We start from the raw sequence: 16,266 nt of genomic DNA, 5'->3' as shown, positions 1-16,266 counted from the left end.
GAAGCTGGGTAAAGGTGGATGGTGGACCAGGGCAGGGACAGGGCGCTTGTGAAAGGGCGAGTTGGCGAAGCGGGAGGTACAAGGGATGAACGGTGGTGGAGGTTGGGTGAACGTGAGGGTGGTAGCTCAAGGGACGAGGCGGAGTCGAGTCGGCGGGCTGGGAAATCTGGGACGAACGGTGGGCGAGGTGCGTGAAGGTGGGGTGGTAGCTCAGGGGAGGAGGGGCTGAGTTGACGCCCTGGAGATCAGGGACGAGCGGCGACGGTGAGCGTCGGTGAGGTGGGTCGCGGTGTGCTGGACCGGTAGTTAACTCTCCAGTAGCTTCGGGGGAGGTGTGACGAGGAGGTCGCGACGTGTTGAGGGCGCTTGGTCAGCTTCCCGCCGCTATTCGTGGGCTTGATGTGCTCAGGCGCGCCGGGCTCGCGCCGGTCACGCGCCCTGACCAGTCGCTTCGCTCCCTGCTCGTGTTGCGGAAGCTCGGGCCCATCGCCGGTGCGGCGCGGGTGGCGGCCAGGCGGAACCCGCGGGCCGTCGGGCTCGTCGACGAGGTCGGGCCGCTCACCTACCACGAGCTGGACACCCGCTCCAACGCGCTGGCCAGGGCTTTCAGTGCCAGCGGGCTCGGGGCCGGGTCCGTCATCGCGCTGCTCGCTCGGGATCATCGCGGGGCTGTGGACACCATGGTCGCCGCCGGGAAGCTCGGGGCGCGCATCCTGCTCATGAACACCGGGTTCGCCAAGCGGCAGCTCGTCGACGTCGCTCGGCGGGAGAAGATCGACGCCGTTGTCTATGACCAGGAGTTCACGGAGCTGATCGAGGCGCTGGACGACGAGCTGCCCCGATTCCTCGCCTGGGTGGACGGGGATGCCGGACAGGTGCCCACGCTCGACGAGCTGATCGCGCATACCGATGACCGGGTTCTGCCGGATCCGCCGTCGCCGGGCGGGTTGGTGCTGCTCACCAGCGGCACCACCGGCACACCGAAAGGGGCGCCGCGGACCGTCAAGTCACCGCTGGCGGCCGCTCAGTTCCTCGACCGCATTCCCCTGCGCGCCGGGGAGTGCACCGTCATGGCCGCGCCGCTCTTCCACGGGACCGGGCTCTCCCAGTTCCTGCTCTCCTTCGCGCTCGGGTCCACCGTCGTGCTGCGGCGGCGGTTCGATCCCGAGGCCACCCTCGGGGCCGTCCAGGACAATGCCGCCACCGCTCTTGTTCTGGTGCCGACCATGTTGCGACGGATTCTCGATCTCGGCGCGGAAATACTCGGCAAATACGACACGTCGTCGTTGCGGATCATTTTCTGTGCGGGCTCCGCATTGCCGCCCGAGCTGGGGAACCGTGCCACCGAGGCTTTCGGCGACGTCGTGCACAACCTCTACGGCTCCACCGAGGTGGCCGTCGCGACCGTGGCCACGCCGCAGGACTGGCGTCGCGCGCCGGGCACCGTGGGGCGCGCGCCCGTGGGGTGCCGCGTCGCCCTGTACGACGAGGACGGGCGGAAGATCACCGCACCGCACGTCGTCGGGCGCGTGTTCGTCGGGAGCATGCTCTCCTTCGAGGGGTACACCGACGGGCGGCACAAGGAGGTCATCGACGGGCTGCTGTGCAGCGGTGACCTGGGGCACTTCGATGACGACGGGCTGCTGTTCATCGACGGGCGCGACGACGACATGATCGTGTCCGGTGGGGAGAACGTGTTCCCCGGCGAGGTGGAGAACCTGCTCGTCGAGCACCCCGGCGTCGTCGAGGCGGCCGTGGTCGGCGTACCGGACGATGAATACGGACAGCGACTGGTGGCCTATGTGGTCACTCGACCGGGTGTCACAGTGGACGGTGAAGAGCTGAAGGCCTATGTGAAGGGCAACCTCGCGCGTTTCAAGGCGCCCCGCGAGATCGTGTTCGTCGATGAGCTGCCTCGCAACGCCACGGGCAAGTTGCTCAAGGACAAACTAGTTAACAAAGGTTAACGCATTCCCGACGAAAGTCGGGTGTGCCTTCCACTCCTGGGTGATCACACTGACGAGTGATATGCGGCGTGCATGTCAGTCGGGGAGTGGAAGGGTTCGACGATGAAATTCACGGGTCGGGGCAGGCTCATCGCCGGCGCGGGGCTCGCGGGTGCGATGGTGATCGCCACAGCGGTCGTGGCCATGCCCGCACAGGCGGCGGAAGGGCAGATCCGGTTGGCCGGCACCGCGAACTCGGTGGCCGGCAGCTACATCGTGGTGCTGAAGGACAGCGTGGCGCGGGCGTCCGTCGCCGCGCGGGCGAGCAGCCTGGCCGGCGAGTACGGCGCGGACGTCGGCCGCACCTTCTCGACCGCGCTGCACGGCTTCTCGGTGCACGCGACCGAGGCAGAAGCCAGGAAACTGGCCGCCGACGACTCGGTGGCCTACGTGGAGCAGAGCCAGAAGTTCACGATCGACGACACGCAGGACAACCCGCCCTCGTGGGGTCTGGACCGCATCGACCAGCACGACCTGCCGCTGGACAGCGCGTACAGCTACAGCACCAAGGGTGACGGCGTCACCGCGTACGTGATCGACACCGGCGTCAAGATCGACCACCCGACGTTCGAGGGCCGCGCGACCAGCGGCTACGACGCGGTCGACGGCGACAACGACGCGTCCGACGGGCACGGCCACGGCACGCACGTCGCCGGCACGATCGGCGGCGCCGAGTACGGCGTGGCGAAGGGCGTCCACATCGTGGCCGTCCGGGTGCTGGACGACCAGGGCTCCGGCACGACGGACCAGGTCGTCGCGGGCATCGACTGGGTGGCGCAGAACCACAGCGGCCCGTCGGTGGCCAACATGAGCCTGGGCGGCGGCATCGACGACGCGCTGGACGACGCCGTGCGCGGCGCGATCTCCTCCGGCGTGACGTTCGCGGTCGCGGCGGGCAACTCCTCGGCCGACGCGGCGGGCTTCTCCCCGGCCAGGGTCGCCGAGGCGATCACGGTCGCCGCCTCCGACGACGCGGACGGTCAGGCTTACTTCTCGAACTTCGGCGCGGGCGTCGACCTGTACGCGCCGGGCGTGAACATCACCTCGTCCTGGAACGACGGCGGCACGAACACGATCAGCGGCACGTCGATGGCGACCCCGCACGTGACGGGCGCCGCGGCGCTGTACCTGTCGGCCCACCCGGACGCGTCGCCGGCGGAGGTGGCGGCGGGCCTGACTGCGGCCGCGACCCCGGACAAGATCACCAACGCCAGCTCGGGCACGCCGAACAAGCTGCTCTACACGGGTTCCTGAGTTATCCACAGCTCGCTCGGTTGTCCACAACCAGGGTGGACCATTCCCGCTGAGCGATGGTGGCCCGGAGTGACGGGCTGCGCCGGATGACCGACGTTGTCCGGCGCAGCCTGCTGTAACCGGGGTGAGGGCGCACCGTGAGCGCCTTGGGGTGATCGAGGTAACTCCCGTTTGGGTTACCGGGAGGTAGGGTGCTTGTTCGTGGACTTCTCGCATTCGGCCACGGCGGCCGACTACCTGCGCCGGGTTACCGAGTTCGTGCGGAACGAGATCGAGCCGGTCGAGGCTGAGTACCACCGCGCCCTGCATGCCAGCGAGAACCCCTGGACGGTCCTCCCCGTCGTCGAGGAGCTCAAGGCCAGGGCGCGGGAGCAGGGACTGTGGAACCTCTTCCTGCCCGACCCCGAGCGGGGCGCCGGGCTCTCCAACGCCGAGTACGCCCCGCTCGCCGAGCAGATGGGCCGTTCCTTCCTCGCGCCCGAGGTGTTCAACTGCAACGCGCCCGACACCGGCAACGCCGAGGTCCTGGCCCAGTACGGCAGCCCGGAACAGCAGGAGCAGTGGCTCGAACCCCTGCTCAGGGGCGAGATCCGCTCCGCGTTCTGCATGACCGAGCCCGGGGTCGCCTCCTCGGACGCCACCAACATGGCCGCCACGGCGGTCGTCAAGGGGGACGAGGTCGTCCTCAACGGGCGCAAGTGGTGGAGCACCGGTGTCGGGCACCCGAACTGCAGGTTCGTCATCTTCATGGGGCTCACCGACCCGGAAGCGGACCGTCACCGCCGCCACTCCATGGTGCTCGTGCCGATCGACGCCGAAGGGGTGAAGGTCGAGCGGTTGCTGTCCGTCTTCGGGCACCGGGACGAGCCCTACGGCCACGGTGAGGTGAGCTTCACCGACGTTCGGGTGCCGCTGTCCAACGTGATCGCCGGGCCGGGACGGGGCTTCGAAATCGCTCAGGGACGGCTCGGACCCGGCCGCATCCACCACTGCATGCGGCTCATCGGCCTCGCCGAGCGGTCGCTGGAGCTGGCGCTCGAGCGCGCCACGAGCCGCGAGGCGTTCGGCAAGCCGCTCGCCGACCTCGGCGGCAACCGGGAGCGGATCGCGAACGCCAGGATCGCCATCAACCAGGCGCGCCTCCTCGTCCTGCACACCGCCTGGCTGCTCGACACCAAGGGGCTCGCGGGCGCGCGCAGCGAGGTGTCGCAGATCAAGGTCGCGGTGCCGCGCATGGCGCTCGACGTGATCGACATGGCCATCCAGCTGCACGGGGCCGCCGGCCTGTCCGAGGACTTCCCACTCGCCGCCGCCTACTCCGGCGCCCGCTCGCTGCGGCTCGCCGACGGGCCGGACGAGGTGCACCTCAACCTCGTCGCGCGGTACGAGCTGGCGCCCTACCGGGAGCGGGGCGAATGAGCCGCCGCCCAGCCGAGGAGCGGGGACCGTCCGGGAAAGGGCGGAGCGCACGGCATGGCTGACCGCGTCCTCGTCACCGGGGCGGCGTCCGGGCTCGGCCGGGCCATCGCGACCCGCTTCCACCGGGCGGGGGCCAGGGTCCTCGTGTCCGATGTCGACGAAGACGCGGCGGAGGCGGCCGCCGAGGAGATCGGCGCGCGGGCCACGAAGCTCGACGTCACCTCGGACGACGACTGGGCCGCGGCACGCGACTGGTGCGAGCGCGAATGGGGCGGCCTCGACGTGCTCGTCAACAACGCGGGCGTCGCCGCGGGTGGCCGGTTCGAGAAGATCGGCATGGCCGACTGGGACTGGATCTGGGAGATCAACGTCAAGGGCGTCGTGCGCGGCTGCCGGACCTTCACGCCGGACTTCAAGGCACGTGGCAGCGGCCACCTCGTCAACGTCGCCTCGCTCGCCGCGATCATGAACCTGCCGGCCATGAGCTCCTACAACGTCACCAAGGCCGCGGTGCTCTCGCTGTCGGAGACGCTGCGGCTGGAGCTGGAGCCGTACGGCGTACGGACCACGGCCGTGTGCCCGGGGTTCGTGCGGACGAACCTGGAGACACGGCTGCGCAGCCCGGACCCGGCGATCGCCACGCTGATGCACAGGCTCATGGTCTCCTCGAAGGTCACCGCGGCGGACGTGGCCGAGCAGGTGGTGGACGCCGTGGCGCACAACAGGTTCCTCGTGCTCACGCACAAGGACGGGCGCCGTTCCGCGCTGCTCAAGCGGTTCGGCCTCACCGACGGTCAGGTGCGCAAGTACTGGGCACGGTTGCGGAAGGCGGTGGAGGACAAGTGAAGGACCAACCGGGTGCGCTGCGGGACGAGGACGCGTTCGACACGCGGGCCGTGCACGAGTGGCTGTCATCCACGGTGGACGGGCTGGCCGGCACGCCGACGGTGAAGCAGTACCCCGGCGGCGCCTCCAACCTGACGTACCTGTTGTCCTACCCGGACCGCGAGCTGATCCTGCGCCGCCCGCCCATCGGGCACAAGGCCGCGTCCGCACACGACATGCGCCGCGAGTACACCGTGCAGAAGCAGCTCAAGCCGGTCTACCCGTACGTCCCGAACGTGCTCGCGCTGTGCACCGACCCGGACGTCATCGGCTCGGACTTCTACGTGATGGAACGGATCAACGGCATCATCCTGCGTGGCGACCTGCCCGAGGACATCACGCTGTCGCCCGACGAGGCATCCTCACTCGCCTACCGCGTCTTCGACCGGCTCATCGAGCTGCACGAGGTCGACCCGGAGGCGGCTGGGCTTTCCGACCTCGGCAAGGGCGCCGGGTACGTGGAACGGCAGGTCCGCGGCTGGTCCGACCGCTACCGCAGGGCCAGGACGCCGAACTCGCCGGACGGTGAGAAGATCATGGCCTGGCTGCACGAGAACCAGCCGGGCGACGTGCGGACGTGTGTCATCCACAACGACTTCCGGTTCGACAACGTGATCCTGGACGACGACCTCCGCGTGGTCGGCGTGCTGGACTGGGAGATGGCCACGCTCGGCGACCCGCTGATGGACCTCGCCGGCAGCCTCGCCTACTGGATCCAGGCCGACGACGACGAGGTCGCGCTCTCCTCCCGCCGGCAGCCCTCGCACCTGCCCGGCATGCCGAAACGGCGTGAGCTGGTCGCCTACTACTGCGACCGGATGGGCATCTCCGCCGAGAACTGGCTGTTCTACGACGTGTTCGGCGCGTTCCGGCTCGCGGTGATCATGCAGCAGATCTACTTCCGGTTCCACACAGGACAGACGCACAACCCGGCCTTCGCGGGCATGGAGACGTTTCTGACCTACCTGCTCGCCCGCTGTGAGAAGAAGCTGAGCGCGTTGTGACGGCGGTCTACCTGATCCGGCACGGCCAGGCGTCGTTCGGCGGCGCCGACTACGACGTGCTGTCGCCGGTCGGCAAGCAGCAGGCCGTGGTGCTGGGGGCCGAGCTGCGCAGGCGGGAGGTGGACGTGCACGCCGTGTACAGCGGCACGCTGCGCCGCCAGCTCTCGACCGCGACGGACTGCCTCGCCGAGGCGGGGATCGACCTGCCCGTCACCGAGGACGCGCGGTGGAACGAGTACGACCACCTCGGGCTGGTGCCGTCCGGCCAGCCGCCGCCGGAGGAGTCCAGGAACTTCCAGCGCCTGCTCGACGCGGCCATCGAGGAGTGGATCGCCGGCGGCCACGCGGCCGGTGCGAGCGGCACGTGGCTCGAGTTCTCCGGCGGCGTCGACGCGGCGCTGCGGGACGTGCTCGCCGGGCTGCCCAGGGGTAAGGCGGCACTGGTGTTCACGAGCGCCGGCGTGATCAGCGCGATCTGCGCGGCGCTGCTGTCCGCGCCGCCGGCCGGGTTCCTGGCGCTCAACCGCACCATGCCCAACGCGAGCATCACCAAGCTGGTCAGCGGCCGGTCCGGGATGAGCCTGGTGTCGGTCAGCGAGCACGGCCACTTCGAGGGCCCGCACCGCGGCCTGTTGACCTACCGCTAGGAGAACGCCATGCCCCGACCCAGCATCGAGCCGAAGGTGTGGCGCGCGCCCGCCGCGCCGAAGGTGTCACCGGACCCGCTGCCGCCGCTGACCGTCGTGCCGGTGAACGGGCACGGGCCGGAGGACGTGCTCGTCGACAAGGGCCACGTGTTCACCGGGGTGGACGACGGCCGGGTCCTGCGCCTCACCCCCGACGGCCGGCGGCTCGACCTCATCGGCGACACCCGCGGACGCCCGCTCGGCCTGGAGTGGTACCCGGACGGGCGGCTGCTGGTGTGCGACGCCAAGCGCGGGCTGCTGCTGCTGTCGCGGCAGACCGGCGACGTCGAGGTGCTGGTGCCGCGCGGGCCGGACCTGCGGGTGTGCAACAACGCGGCGGTCGCGCAGGACGGGACCGTGTACTTCACGGACTCGACGTCGCGGTTCGAGCTGGAGCACTGGAAGGCCGACCTGCTCGAGCACAGCGGCACCGGGCGGCTGCTGCGGCGCTCGCCGGACGGGTCGGTCGACGTGCTGCTGTCCGGATTGTTCTTCGCCAACGGGGTCGCGCTGGCGCCGGACGAGTCGTACGTGGTGGTCGCGAGCACCGGCTCCTACCGGCTGGACAAGGTCGAGCTGCCGTCCGGCAGGCACGTCGTGCTGGCCGACAACCTGCCCGGCATACCGGACAACATCGCCACCGGGTCGGACGGGCTGGTCTGGATCGCGCTCGCCTCGGCCCGGCTGCCGGTGCTCGACCTCGCGCTGCGGCTGCCGGGGGTGGTGCGCAAGGCGGTGTGGGCGCTGCCGGAGCCGTTGCAGGTGAAGGACAAGCGGGTCGTGTGGGTCCGGGCGGTCGACGGCGCGGACGGCCGGGTGGTCCACGACTTCCGCGGTGTGCGGCCGGACTACCACCTCGTGACGGGTGTCCGCGAGGACGACGGGGTGGTCTACCTCGGCAGCCTGGAGGAACGGGCCGTGGCGCACTTCTCCTTGCCCTGACCGAGGCCGCTGCCCGAGGCTCTACCGAGGTGGCGGCCGGCGAGGCCGATACACCATCACTGGACCGACGATCGAGGCGGCCGCACGGCGGGCGGCCGCCGACGCGGTCGACGTGCGTCGGCGCTGACCTGAACCGGCCATGATCATCTCGTGACACGCGTCGTCCGATGTGGAAGGTGTGGCGCGGGATCGCGGTGCGTGGCAGGGGGCTCACGGTGAGTACGACAACCGCCGTTCCGCTTGGTTGCTATTCGGCAACAATGAGGCCGTTCGGCGGCGTTGGTTCCTGCATCCGGACGCCAGCCTGGCGTGTTCCCGACTCGCGAAACTTCCTTTTCATCTATAACAATTCCGGGGTTGACACTCGCGCGGACGCTGGGCCACGCTTGGCCGCCGTTAACCGATCAAGCTGGCGAGATTTGTGTCCGGCACCTGCCTGGTCACAGCAAGGTCCGGTCCGAAGTGGACCGGTGAAGAGGAGTCGAGGATGACTCGGGACACGAGCCGCGACCGCGAGCTCGGCGTGCCCTGCTGCCACGCCTCCCCGATTCCCCTGCGTGTTCTTCTCGCCACCTCCGGTGTATACCCGCTCTGTTCCACACGGCCCAGTGGCTGCGGGTTGGGTTCCATTCTGATCGACAGGAGTGAACGTGATGATTGGTAAAGCAAGCGTGCGCGGTGCCGCTTTGCTTGCCGTCGCGGCGGTCGTACTGGCTGGCTGCGGCGATAGTGGGTCCGACAACAGTTCGGGCGGGCAGTCCGGGGCGCTCGAGGGCCGCGGCCCGATCAAGTTCGCCACCGGCAAGGACACCTCCGGCAACATGCAGAAGCTCGTCGACGAGTGGAACACCAAGCATGCCGACCAGAAGGTGACCATCACCGAGCTCCCGGAGTCGGCCGACGACCAGCGCGACGCCATGGTCCGCAACGCGCAGGCCAAGTCCAAGGAGTTCACGATCCTGAACCTGGACGTCGTCTGGACCGCGGAGTTCGCGGCCAACCAGTGGGTCGTCCAGCTGCCGCAGGACCAGTTCGACCTCGACAACTTCCTCGAGCCGGCCGTGAACACCGCGAAGTACCGCGACAAGCTCTACGCGGTGCCGGTGTACTCCGACGGTGGCCTGCTGTACTACCGCAAGGACCTCCTCACGGCGGCCGGCATCACCGCGGCGCCGAAGACCTGGGACGAGATGCAGCAGGACTGCGCCAAGGTCAAGGCGCTGCCCGGCAACGCGGGTCTCGGCTGCTACGCGGGCCAGTTCGACAAGTACGAGGGCCTCACGTGCAACTTCTCCGAGGCGGTCCAGTCCGCGGGTGGCTCCGTGCTCGACGACTCGGGCAAGCCGACCGTGAACACGCAGGAGGCCAAGGACGGCCTGTCCTTCCTGGCGGACGGTCTCAAGAGCGGTGAGATCCCGCAGGCCGCGGTGACCTACGAGGAGGAGGACGGCCGCCGCGCGTTCCAGGACGGCCAGCTGATCTTCCACCGCAACTGGCCGTACGTGTACGCGAAGGCCAGCGCGACCGACGGTTCGTCCAAGGTGAACGGCAAGTTCGACATCTCGCCGCTGCCGGGCAAGTCCGGCCCCGGCGTGTCCACCCTGGGTGGCCACAACTTCGCGATCTCCGCGTTCGCCGAGAACAAGGCCACCGCGCTGGACTTCATCAAGTTCTTCACCAGCCAGGAGTCCGAGAAGTCCAACCTGCTGGCCACCTCGCAGGCGCCGACGCGGGCCAACCTGTACGACGACCCCGCCCTGGTGAAGCAGTTCCCGTACCTGGCCACGCTGAAGGAGTCGATCCTCAACGCGGTGCCGCGGCCGCAGGCCGTCAAGTACAACGAGGTGACGGCGGCCATCCAGGAGGCCGCGTACAGCGCGATGAACGGCAAGAGCAGTGTCGACGACGCGCTGAAGGACCTGCAGTCCAAGCTGGAGGACCTGACCGCGCAGTAGCTCCGTCCAGCCGGCCGGGCGGTCCGATGAGTGACCGCCCGGCCGGCTTCCGGCTCTTCGTACCTTGGAGTTCTGTCGTGACAGCGACTACCGCGCCGCCGGTGACCACGGCCGGCGCCCCCAAGCCCCCCGCCGCGAAGTCCGACCCGCAGCGTCACGGCCGCCTCGCCGCGCTGCTGCTCGCCCCCACCTTCGTCGTGCTGGCACTCGTGATCGCCTACCCGCTGATCTCGGCGATCCGCGAGTCGCTGTACAAGAAGCAGGATGGGCTCGACGCCAACGGCTTCGTCGTGAAGGGCGACAAGTTCGTCGGCATCCAGAACTACGCCGACATGTTCTCCGGCGAGACCGGGGACAGGTTCTGGAACGCGTTCTGGAACACCACCTTCTTCACCGTCACCAGTCTCGTCCTCGAGATCCTCATCGGTGTCTCGATGGCGATGGTGATGCACCACGCGCTGCGCGGCAAGGGCCTGGTCCGCGCCAGCATCCTCGTGCCGTGGGCCATCCCGACCGCGGTGTCGGCGATCATGTGGCAGTTCATCTTCCGGGCCGACGGTGTCGCCAACGAGATCCTGCACTCGCAGATCCTGTGGACCACGGAGGGTTTCCAGGCGAAGCTCGCGGTCATCATCGCGGACGTGTGGAAGACCGCGCCGTTCGTCGGGCTGCTCGTGCTGGCCGGGCTGCAGATCATCCCGAACGACGTCTACGAGGCGGCCAGGGTGGACGGCGCGTCCGGGTGGAAGCAGTTCTGGCGGATCACGCTGCCGCTCGTCAAACCCGCGCTGCTGGTGGCGATCCTGTTCCGCGGCCTCGACGCGTTGCGCATGTTCGACCTGCCGTACGTGATGATCGGTCGCCGCAAGGAGTCGGTCGAGACGCTCTCGATGCTCGCCCAGGACCAGGCGTCGAACCTGAACATCGGACCGGCCGCGGCGTACGCGCTCGTCCTGTTCATCTACGTGGCGGTGGTCGCCTACGCGTTCGTGAAGCTGCTCGGCGCGGACATCCTCGGCGATGCACGCGCGCGGGCAAAGGAGAACAAGGAGCGCAAGGCGAGGATGGCGACGGCATGACCACTATGCAGACGAAGGCGCCCGGTGGCCGCAGGTGGTTGCTGAACATCGGCATCGCGATCATCGTCATCTACTGCCTGGTGCCGTTCTACTGGATGATCGTCTCCGCGTTCCGCCGGCCGAACGACGTCGGTGACAACTCACCGTTCCCCAGCCCGTTCTCGCTGGGGAACTTCGAGGCGGTGTTCGGCCCGAGCGTCGGCTTCTGGCGCGCGCTGCTCAACAGCGTGGTCGTCGCCGCCTCCACCACGTTGCTGACGCTGATCGTCGGCACCTTCGCGGCCTACACCATCGCGCGGCTGGACTTCCGGTTCAAGAACATCGTCGCCGGGGTGATCATCGCGACGTCGATGTTCCCCGGGGTGGCGCTGCTCGTGCCACTGCTGAAGCTGTTCACCGACATCGAGTGGATCAACACCTACCAGTCGATGATCCTGCCGGACCTCTCGTTCGCGCTGCCGCTCGCGGTGTGGACGCTCGCCACGTTCTTCCGGCAGATGCCGAAGGAGCTGGAGGAGGCGGCCATGGTGGACGGGCTGACGCGTGGGCAGGCGTTCCGCAAGGTGATCCTGCCGCTGGCCGCGCCGGGCATGTTCACCACCGCGATCATCACGTTCATCGCGGCGTGGAACGAGTTCATCATCGCGCTGACCATGGTGAACGAGAAGGAGATCCAGGTCGCGACGGTAACTATCGCGCAGTTCACCGGTAGCTCTAACTTCGACAGCCCGTTCGGGACGAAGATGGCCGCTGGCGTGATCGTCACGGTGCCACTCGTGGTCGTGGTGCTGATCTTCCAACGACGCATCATCGCCGGGCTGACCGCTGGAGGTGTGAAGTAGTGAAGAAGCCGGCCTTACTCGGCTCCGTGTTGGCACTCGTCGTTTCCGCGCTGGCGGTCCCGGCCAGCGCGGAGCACAGACAGGACGGTGACCTGGCCGGCGGCGCGTTCGCGGGCCGCCACCTGACCGAACTGTCCGAGACGACGAGGCTGGCCGACCGCCGCGCCCTGGTCACGGGTGACCGCACGATCGCCATGGGCGACGCGAACGGTCTCTACCCCGCCAGCGGCTGGCACATCCGCGGCGAGATGGGCGGCATCTGGACGCCGCCCGTCAAGCTGCTCGACGGCATCTGGTTCGCCGTCGACGGTTCCTGGCTCGGGGCGGACACCCCGGCGGCGCGGTACACGACCGGCTGGGGCTACCAGCGGTTCGCGTACCAGCCGGCGGGGGTGTCCGTCGACCGGGTCGACTTCGCGCCCGACGGCGTCGGCGCGACCGTGATCGGCCTGACGTTGCGCAGTTCGTCGGCCCGCACGGTCTCGCTGGCGATGGACGCGCACTCCGAGCTGATGGCCGCCTATCCGTGGGGCGGCACGACACCCAACGCCGGTCAGGCGAACGGGCAGGACACGGGTGCGTATGCCGATGGGCGACTGACGTTCCGGGACGACGACTTCGCGGCGGTCGTCGGCTCCTCGGCCCGGCCGGTTGGGCACACGCTCGGCCCGGACCACCGCGGTCCCCAGGACCCCGCGGTGGTGTGCCCGGCCGACGGCACCGCGCCGCCGCGCTGCGACGACTCGGCGTTCGGCAAGGGCACGGGCGGGCGGCTCGACTACTCGGTCTCCCTGCGACCGGGCCGCGCGACCACGGTCTGGTTCACGGTGGCCGGTTCGGACCAGGGCCTCGGCGCGGCACGTGCCGAGTACCGGAGGGCGGCCGCCAACCCGGTGCGTGCCCTCCGGTCCAAGGTGGACAGCCGGCTCTCGGTGGCACGCAACACGGTCGTCGACCTTCCTGGCGACCGGCTGCTGCAGCGGAGCGTCGACTGGAGCAAGCAGAATCTCGCGGACTCCGTACAGGAGGCACATGATCTCCAACTGCGTGATGTTGATGAGGGCCGCGCTTACCCTGATCCGGTCGGGACTGTCTCCCAGGCCCGGTGGTTCGGCGCGGGTTTCCCCGACTACCCCTGGCTCTTCGGCACGGACGGCGAGTACACGGCGTTCGCGGCGGTGGCTGCCGGGCAGTTCGACACGGTCGAGGCGCACCTCCGGGCGCTCCGGGACGTCAGCGAGACAGTGAACGCCCACAGCGGCAAGGTCGTGCACGAGGTCGTGTCCACGGGGGACGTGTACTTCGGTGTCAACGCCGACGCGGGCAACACCGACGAGACCGTGAAGTTCCCGAGCGCGGTCGCGCTGGTGTGGCGCTGGACGGGCGACAACGCGTTCCGCGACGAGATGTACGACTTCGCGGTCCGCAACCTGCGGTACGCCGAGTCCACACTGGACGCCGACGGCGACGGCTGGCTCGAGGGCCTCGGCAACGTCGAGCGCGCCGGCATGGGCGTGGAGAAGCTGGACAGCACGGCGTACCACATCCGCGGCCTGCTGGACCTCGCGGACATGGCCACGTCGAAGGGCGACACCGCGACGGCGTCCTGGGCCTCGGCGCGTGCGGCCGACCTCCAGGCGCGGTTCGAGGCGACGTGGTGGGCCGGCGACGACGCGAAGGGGTACGCCGAGTCGATCGACGACCCGACCGACCCGGCGAACGACAACCGCCAGGTGTTCCAGCGGCACTGGACGGGCGTGACGCCGATGGAGATCGAGCTGCCCTCCGGTCCGCTGGCGTCGTCCGCACACGGCACGGTCGCGTTGGCGCAGCGGGAGCGGAACTGCTACACGGGCGAGTTCGGCCTGTACCACACGGGTTCCGGCCCGACCTCCGCGCCGGCGGGCAACCCGGGCCCGTCGTGTGACGGCGTGGTGTCGACGGTGCCGAGCGAGCGGTCGACGTACTCGCTCAACACCGCTGTGATGGCGGTGGCGGAGGGCAACTTCGGCCGCCTCGGCCCGCAGTCGGTCTACACCACGGGCAACGCGCGGATCCAGCTCGACCCGGCCGTGTGGGAGACACCGGGCGCCATGCCCGAGGTGGCCCCGTCCCCGGACTTCGTGGCGAACATCGACCGGCCGTTCTACGACCGCTCGATGGCGCTGCAGGCGTGGGGCACGTACGGCACGCTGTGGCCGGTCGTGCACCAGTGGCTCGGTGTCGCGCCGGCGCTGGGCACGGGCTCGCTGTCGGTGGTGCCGCAGCTGCCGCCGAACCAGAAGTCGGTCTCCGGCAGGAACATCCGCGTCGGCCGTGGTTCCGTCGACGTCTCGGCCACGCTGACGGGCAACCGCCTGACGACCGCGGTCCGCCTCGACACCAGGGCGGACCTGACGGTGGGCGCGGTCCTGCCGGCGGGCGAACGGCCGGCGACGGTCACGTACAACGGCAGGAAGGTCAGGTACCAGGTCGTCCAGACCGCCCGCGGCACGGAGGTCCGGGCCGCGGTCGGGGGCGGCGGCAGCCTGGTGGTGACCCTCGACAGAACGTCAACGGATGGTCACTGATCCGACGATCGGCGGTTGACTGCCACTGATCGGCCCCGCTTACGTTGACTGCGTTGGTTCCCTGCACAGACCAACGCAGTCAACGGAGAGGGCCCGAGATGCGTGTGGGAAAACGAGCCGCGGTCGTGGTCGTGGCCACCACCCTGCTGACCGTTCTGATACCCGGCGTCGCCTTCGCGGATCCGCCGCGGGCGTTGCCGGCGAGCTACGCCGCCGCGGACGGCAGGTGGCAGCCCGCCTTCGACTACGACGGTGACGGCTGCTACCCGACCCCGGCCATCGGCCCCGACGGCACGATCGCGCCGGGGCTCAAGAACTCCGGCGCGCTGAACGGGAACTGCCACGACCAGTCCGACCTCGACAACACGAACTCCTACTCCCGTTCGAAGTGCGACAGCGGCTGGTGCGCCTACCTGTACGACCTGTACTTCGAGAAGGACCAGGCCGTGCCGGGGCTGGACTGCTGCGGCCACCGCCACGACATCGAGCACGTCGTGGTGTGGGTGCAGAACGACGTGGCGCAGTACGTGTCGGTGTCCAAGCACGGGAACTACGACACCTACCCGCGCTCGTCGCTGGCCTGGGACGGCACCCACGCGCACGTGATCTACCACAAGGACGGCCTGTCGACGCACTGCTTCCGCATCGCCGGCATGACCGAGACGCCCGAGAACCACTACGGCACCTGGCAGTACCCGGACCTGGTGAGCTGGGACAACTTCCCGCCCGGCATCCGCGACAGGCTCGTCGCCGCCGACTTCGGCAGCGCGAGCCTGGCCATCAAGGACTCCGCCTTCGCCGGCAACCTCGCCAAGGCCAAGCCGTCCGGCATCCCCTTCAACCCGGCCGCGTGACAAGGGAGAGGGGCGGCCCCCTGGTCCGCCCCTCTCCCTCCTATGCCGTGCGGCGACGGAACAGGTAACCCGTCGCCGCGACGGCGGCCACCAGGATCCCGCCGCACCACGCGAGTGCGATCCACGCGCTGTCGCCCACTGGTGTGCCGAGCAGGAACCCGCGGAGCGTCTCGATGAGCGGCGTGAACGGCTGGTGCTCGGCGAACCCGTGGATCCACGACGGCATCGTCTCGACCGGCACGAACGCGCTGCTCGGGTAGGGCAGGAACATCACGAAGAAGGTGAACCCGCCCGCCGCCTCCGGCGACCTCGCCAGCAGGCCCACCGCCGCGGATGCCCACGACAGCGCCAGGATCGCGACCAGCAGCACCCCGATGGCGGCCAGCCAGTCCACGACCGAGGCCGACGGCCGGAACCCGATCAGGAACGCCACCGCGAGGACCAGCGCGGTGGACACCAGGTTGCGCCCCGCGCTGGCGGCGACGTGCCCGCCCAGCACCGCCGTGCCCCGCACGTCCAGCGACCGGAAGCGGTCCATGATCCCGTTGGTCATGTCGTTCGTGACCGCCACCGCCGTGAGCGAGGCGCCGAACGACGCGCACAGCATGATCACGCCGGGCACCACGTAGGTCACGTACTTCGTGCCGGTGTGGATGGCGCCGCCGAACAGGTAGACGAACAGCAGCATGAGCATCACGGGCAGCATCAGCGACGTGAGCATCGAGTCGACGTTGCGCCGGCTCAGCCGCACGCTCCGCCCGACCATCGTG

13 protein-coding genes are annotated in these 16,266 nt (G+C 69.3%); 12 read left to right on the top strand and 1 reads right to left on the bottom strand.

What is annotated here, in order from left to right; genetic code table 11:
• Positions 1 to 353: 353 nt before the first annotated feature.
• The 12 genes from ACJ73U_RS31260 to ACJ73U_RS31205 all read left to right on the top strand — a co-directional run bounded on the left by ACJ73U_RS31260 (position 354) and on the right by ACJ73U_RS31205 (position 15,496).
• Positions 354 to 1,967: an acyl-CoA synthetase gene (locus ACJ73U_RS31260; protein ID WP_407781326.1), complete on the top strand. Its 1,614-nt coding sequence runs from the start codon at positions 354 to 356 to the stop codon at positions 1,965 to 1,967.
• A 102-nt stretch (positions 1,968 to 2,069) separates the two neighbouring features.
• Complete coding sequence (locus ACJ73U_RS31255; RefSeq protein ID WP_407781325.1) at positions 2,070 to 3,260, top strand: S8 family peptidase; 1,191 nt, start codon at positions 2,070 to 2,072, stop codon at positions 3,258 to 3,260.
• A 201-nt stretch (positions 3,261 to 3,461) separates the two neighbouring features.
• Positions 3,462 to 4,679 (top strand): acyl-CoA dehydrogenase family protein, encoded by a 1,218-nt coding sequence (locus tag ACJ73U_RS31250; protein WP_407781324.1) that lies wholly within the window; start codon positions 3,462 to 3,464, stop codon positions 4,677 to 4,679.
• Positions 4,680 to 4,733: 54 nt separating this feature from the next.
• The gene (locus ACJ73U_RS31245; RefSeq protein ID WP_407781323.1) at positions 4,734 to 5,525 is read left to right on the top strand and encodes an SDR family oxidoreductase; all 792 of its coding nucleotides are present in this window, start codon (positions 4,734 to 4,736) and stop codon (positions 5,523 to 5,525) included.
• Positions 5,522 to 6,568 carry a phosphotransferase family protein gene (locus tag ACJ73U_RS31240; protein WP_407781322.1) on the top strand — a complete coding sequence of 349 codons (1,047 nt, stop codon included), beginning with the start codon at positions 5,522 to 5,524 and terminating at the stop codon, positions 6,566 to 6,568. The genes ACJ73U_RS31245 and ACJ73U_RS31240 overlap by 4 nt, the downstream gene beginning before the upstream one ends.
• Positions 6,565 to 7,215: a histidine phosphatase family protein gene (locus tag ACJ73U_RS31235; protein WP_407781321.1), complete on the top strand. Its 651-nt coding sequence runs from the start codon at positions 6,565 to 6,567 to the stop codon at positions 7,213 to 7,215. Before ACJ73U_RS31240 ends, ACJ73U_RS31235 begins: the two co-directional genes overlap by 4 nt.
• Before the next feature lie 9 nt (positions 7,216 to 7,224).
• Positions 7,225 to 8,196, top strand: coding sequence for an SMP-30/gluconolactonase/LRE family protein (locus ACJ73U_RS31230; RefSeq protein WP_407781320.1), 972 nt, complete (start codon positions 7,225 to 7,227; stop codon positions 8,194 to 8,196).
• Between the two features lie 653 nt (positions 8,197 to 8,849).
• Entirely contained in the window at positions 8,850 to 10,151 is a 1,302-nt protein-coding gene (locus ACJ73U_RS31225) for an ABC transporter substrate-binding protein (RefSeq protein ID WP_407781319.1), read from the top strand.
• A 77-nt stretch (positions 10,152 to 10,228) separates the two neighbouring features.
• On the top strand, positions 10,229 to 11,230 hold the full coding sequence (locus ACJ73U_RS31220; protein ID WP_407781318.1) for a carbohydrate ABC transporter permease: 1,002 nt from the start codon (positions 10,229 to 10,231) through the stop codon (positions 11,228 to 11,230).
• Positions 11,227 to 12,072 (top strand): carbohydrate ABC transporter permease, encoded by an 846-nt coding sequence (locus tag ACJ73U_RS31215; RefSeq protein WP_407781317.1) that lies wholly within the window; start codon positions 11,227 to 11,229, stop codon positions 12,070 to 12,072. Before ACJ73U_RS31220 ends, ACJ73U_RS31215 begins: the two co-directional genes overlap by 4 nt.
• Positions 12,072 to 14,642, top strand: a complete 2,571-nt coding sequence (locus ACJ73U_RS31210) for a hypothetical protein (RefSeq protein WP_407781316.1) — start codon at positions 12,072 to 12,074, stop codon at positions 14,640 to 14,642. Before ACJ73U_RS31215 ends, ACJ73U_RS31210 begins: the two co-directional genes overlap by 1 nt.
• 98 nt (positions 14,643 to 14,740) lie before the next feature.
• Positions 14,741 to 15,496 (top strand): NPP1 family protein, encoded by a 756-nt coding sequence (locus tag ACJ73U_RS31205; RefSeq protein ID WP_407781315.1) that lies wholly within the window; start codon positions 14,741 to 14,743, stop codon positions 15,494 to 15,496.
• A gap of 40 nt (positions 15,497 to 15,536) precedes the next feature.
• Here the strand turns inward: ACJ73U_RS31205 and ACJ73U_RS31200 are convergent.
• Positions 15,537 to 16,266: ABC transporter permease (locus ACJ73U_RS31200; RefSeq protein WP_407781314.1), on the bottom strand; the 730-nt coding region annotated here is incomplete at its 5' end.

This window comes from Actinophytocola sp., from assembly GCF_045807065.1.
In the GTDB taxonomy this organism is placed as follows: Bacteria; Actinomycetota; Actinomycetes; order Mycobacteriales; family Pseudonocardiaceae; genus Actinophytocola.
The sequence above is the reverse complement of the archived record's forward strand: the minus strand, read 5'-3'. Positions and strand labels throughout refer to the sequence as shown.

What these genes read in the sequence shown, in the direction of transcription:
- ACJ73U_RS31255 (WP_407781325.1), top strand. Translation starts at nt 2,070, where the DNA reads ATGAAATTCACGGGTCGGGGCAGGCTCATCGCCGGCGCGGGGCTCGCG.
- ACJ73U_RS31245 (WP_407781323.1), top strand. Translation starts at nt 4,734, where the DNA reads ATGGCTGACCGCGTCCTCGTCACCGGGGCGGCGTCCGGGCTCGGCCGG.
- ACJ73U_RS31230 (WP_407781320.1), top strand. Translation starts at nt 7,225, where the DNA reads ATGCCCCGACCCAGCATCGAGCCGAAGGTGTGGCGCGCGCCCGCCGCG.
- ACJ73U_RS31225 (WP_407781319.1), top strand. Translation starts at nt 8,850, where the DNA reads ATGATTGGTAAAGCAAGCGTGCGCGGTGCCGCTTTGCTTGCCGTCGCG.
- ACJ73U_RS31215 (WP_407781317.1), top strand. Translation starts at nt 11,227, where the DNA reads ATGACCACTATGCAGACGAAGGCGCCCGGTGGCCGCAGGTGGTTGCTG.
- ACJ73U_RS31205 (WP_407781315.1), top strand. Translation starts at nt 14,741, where the DNA reads ATGCGTGTGGGAAAACGAGCCGCGGTCGTGGTCGTGGCCACCACCCTG.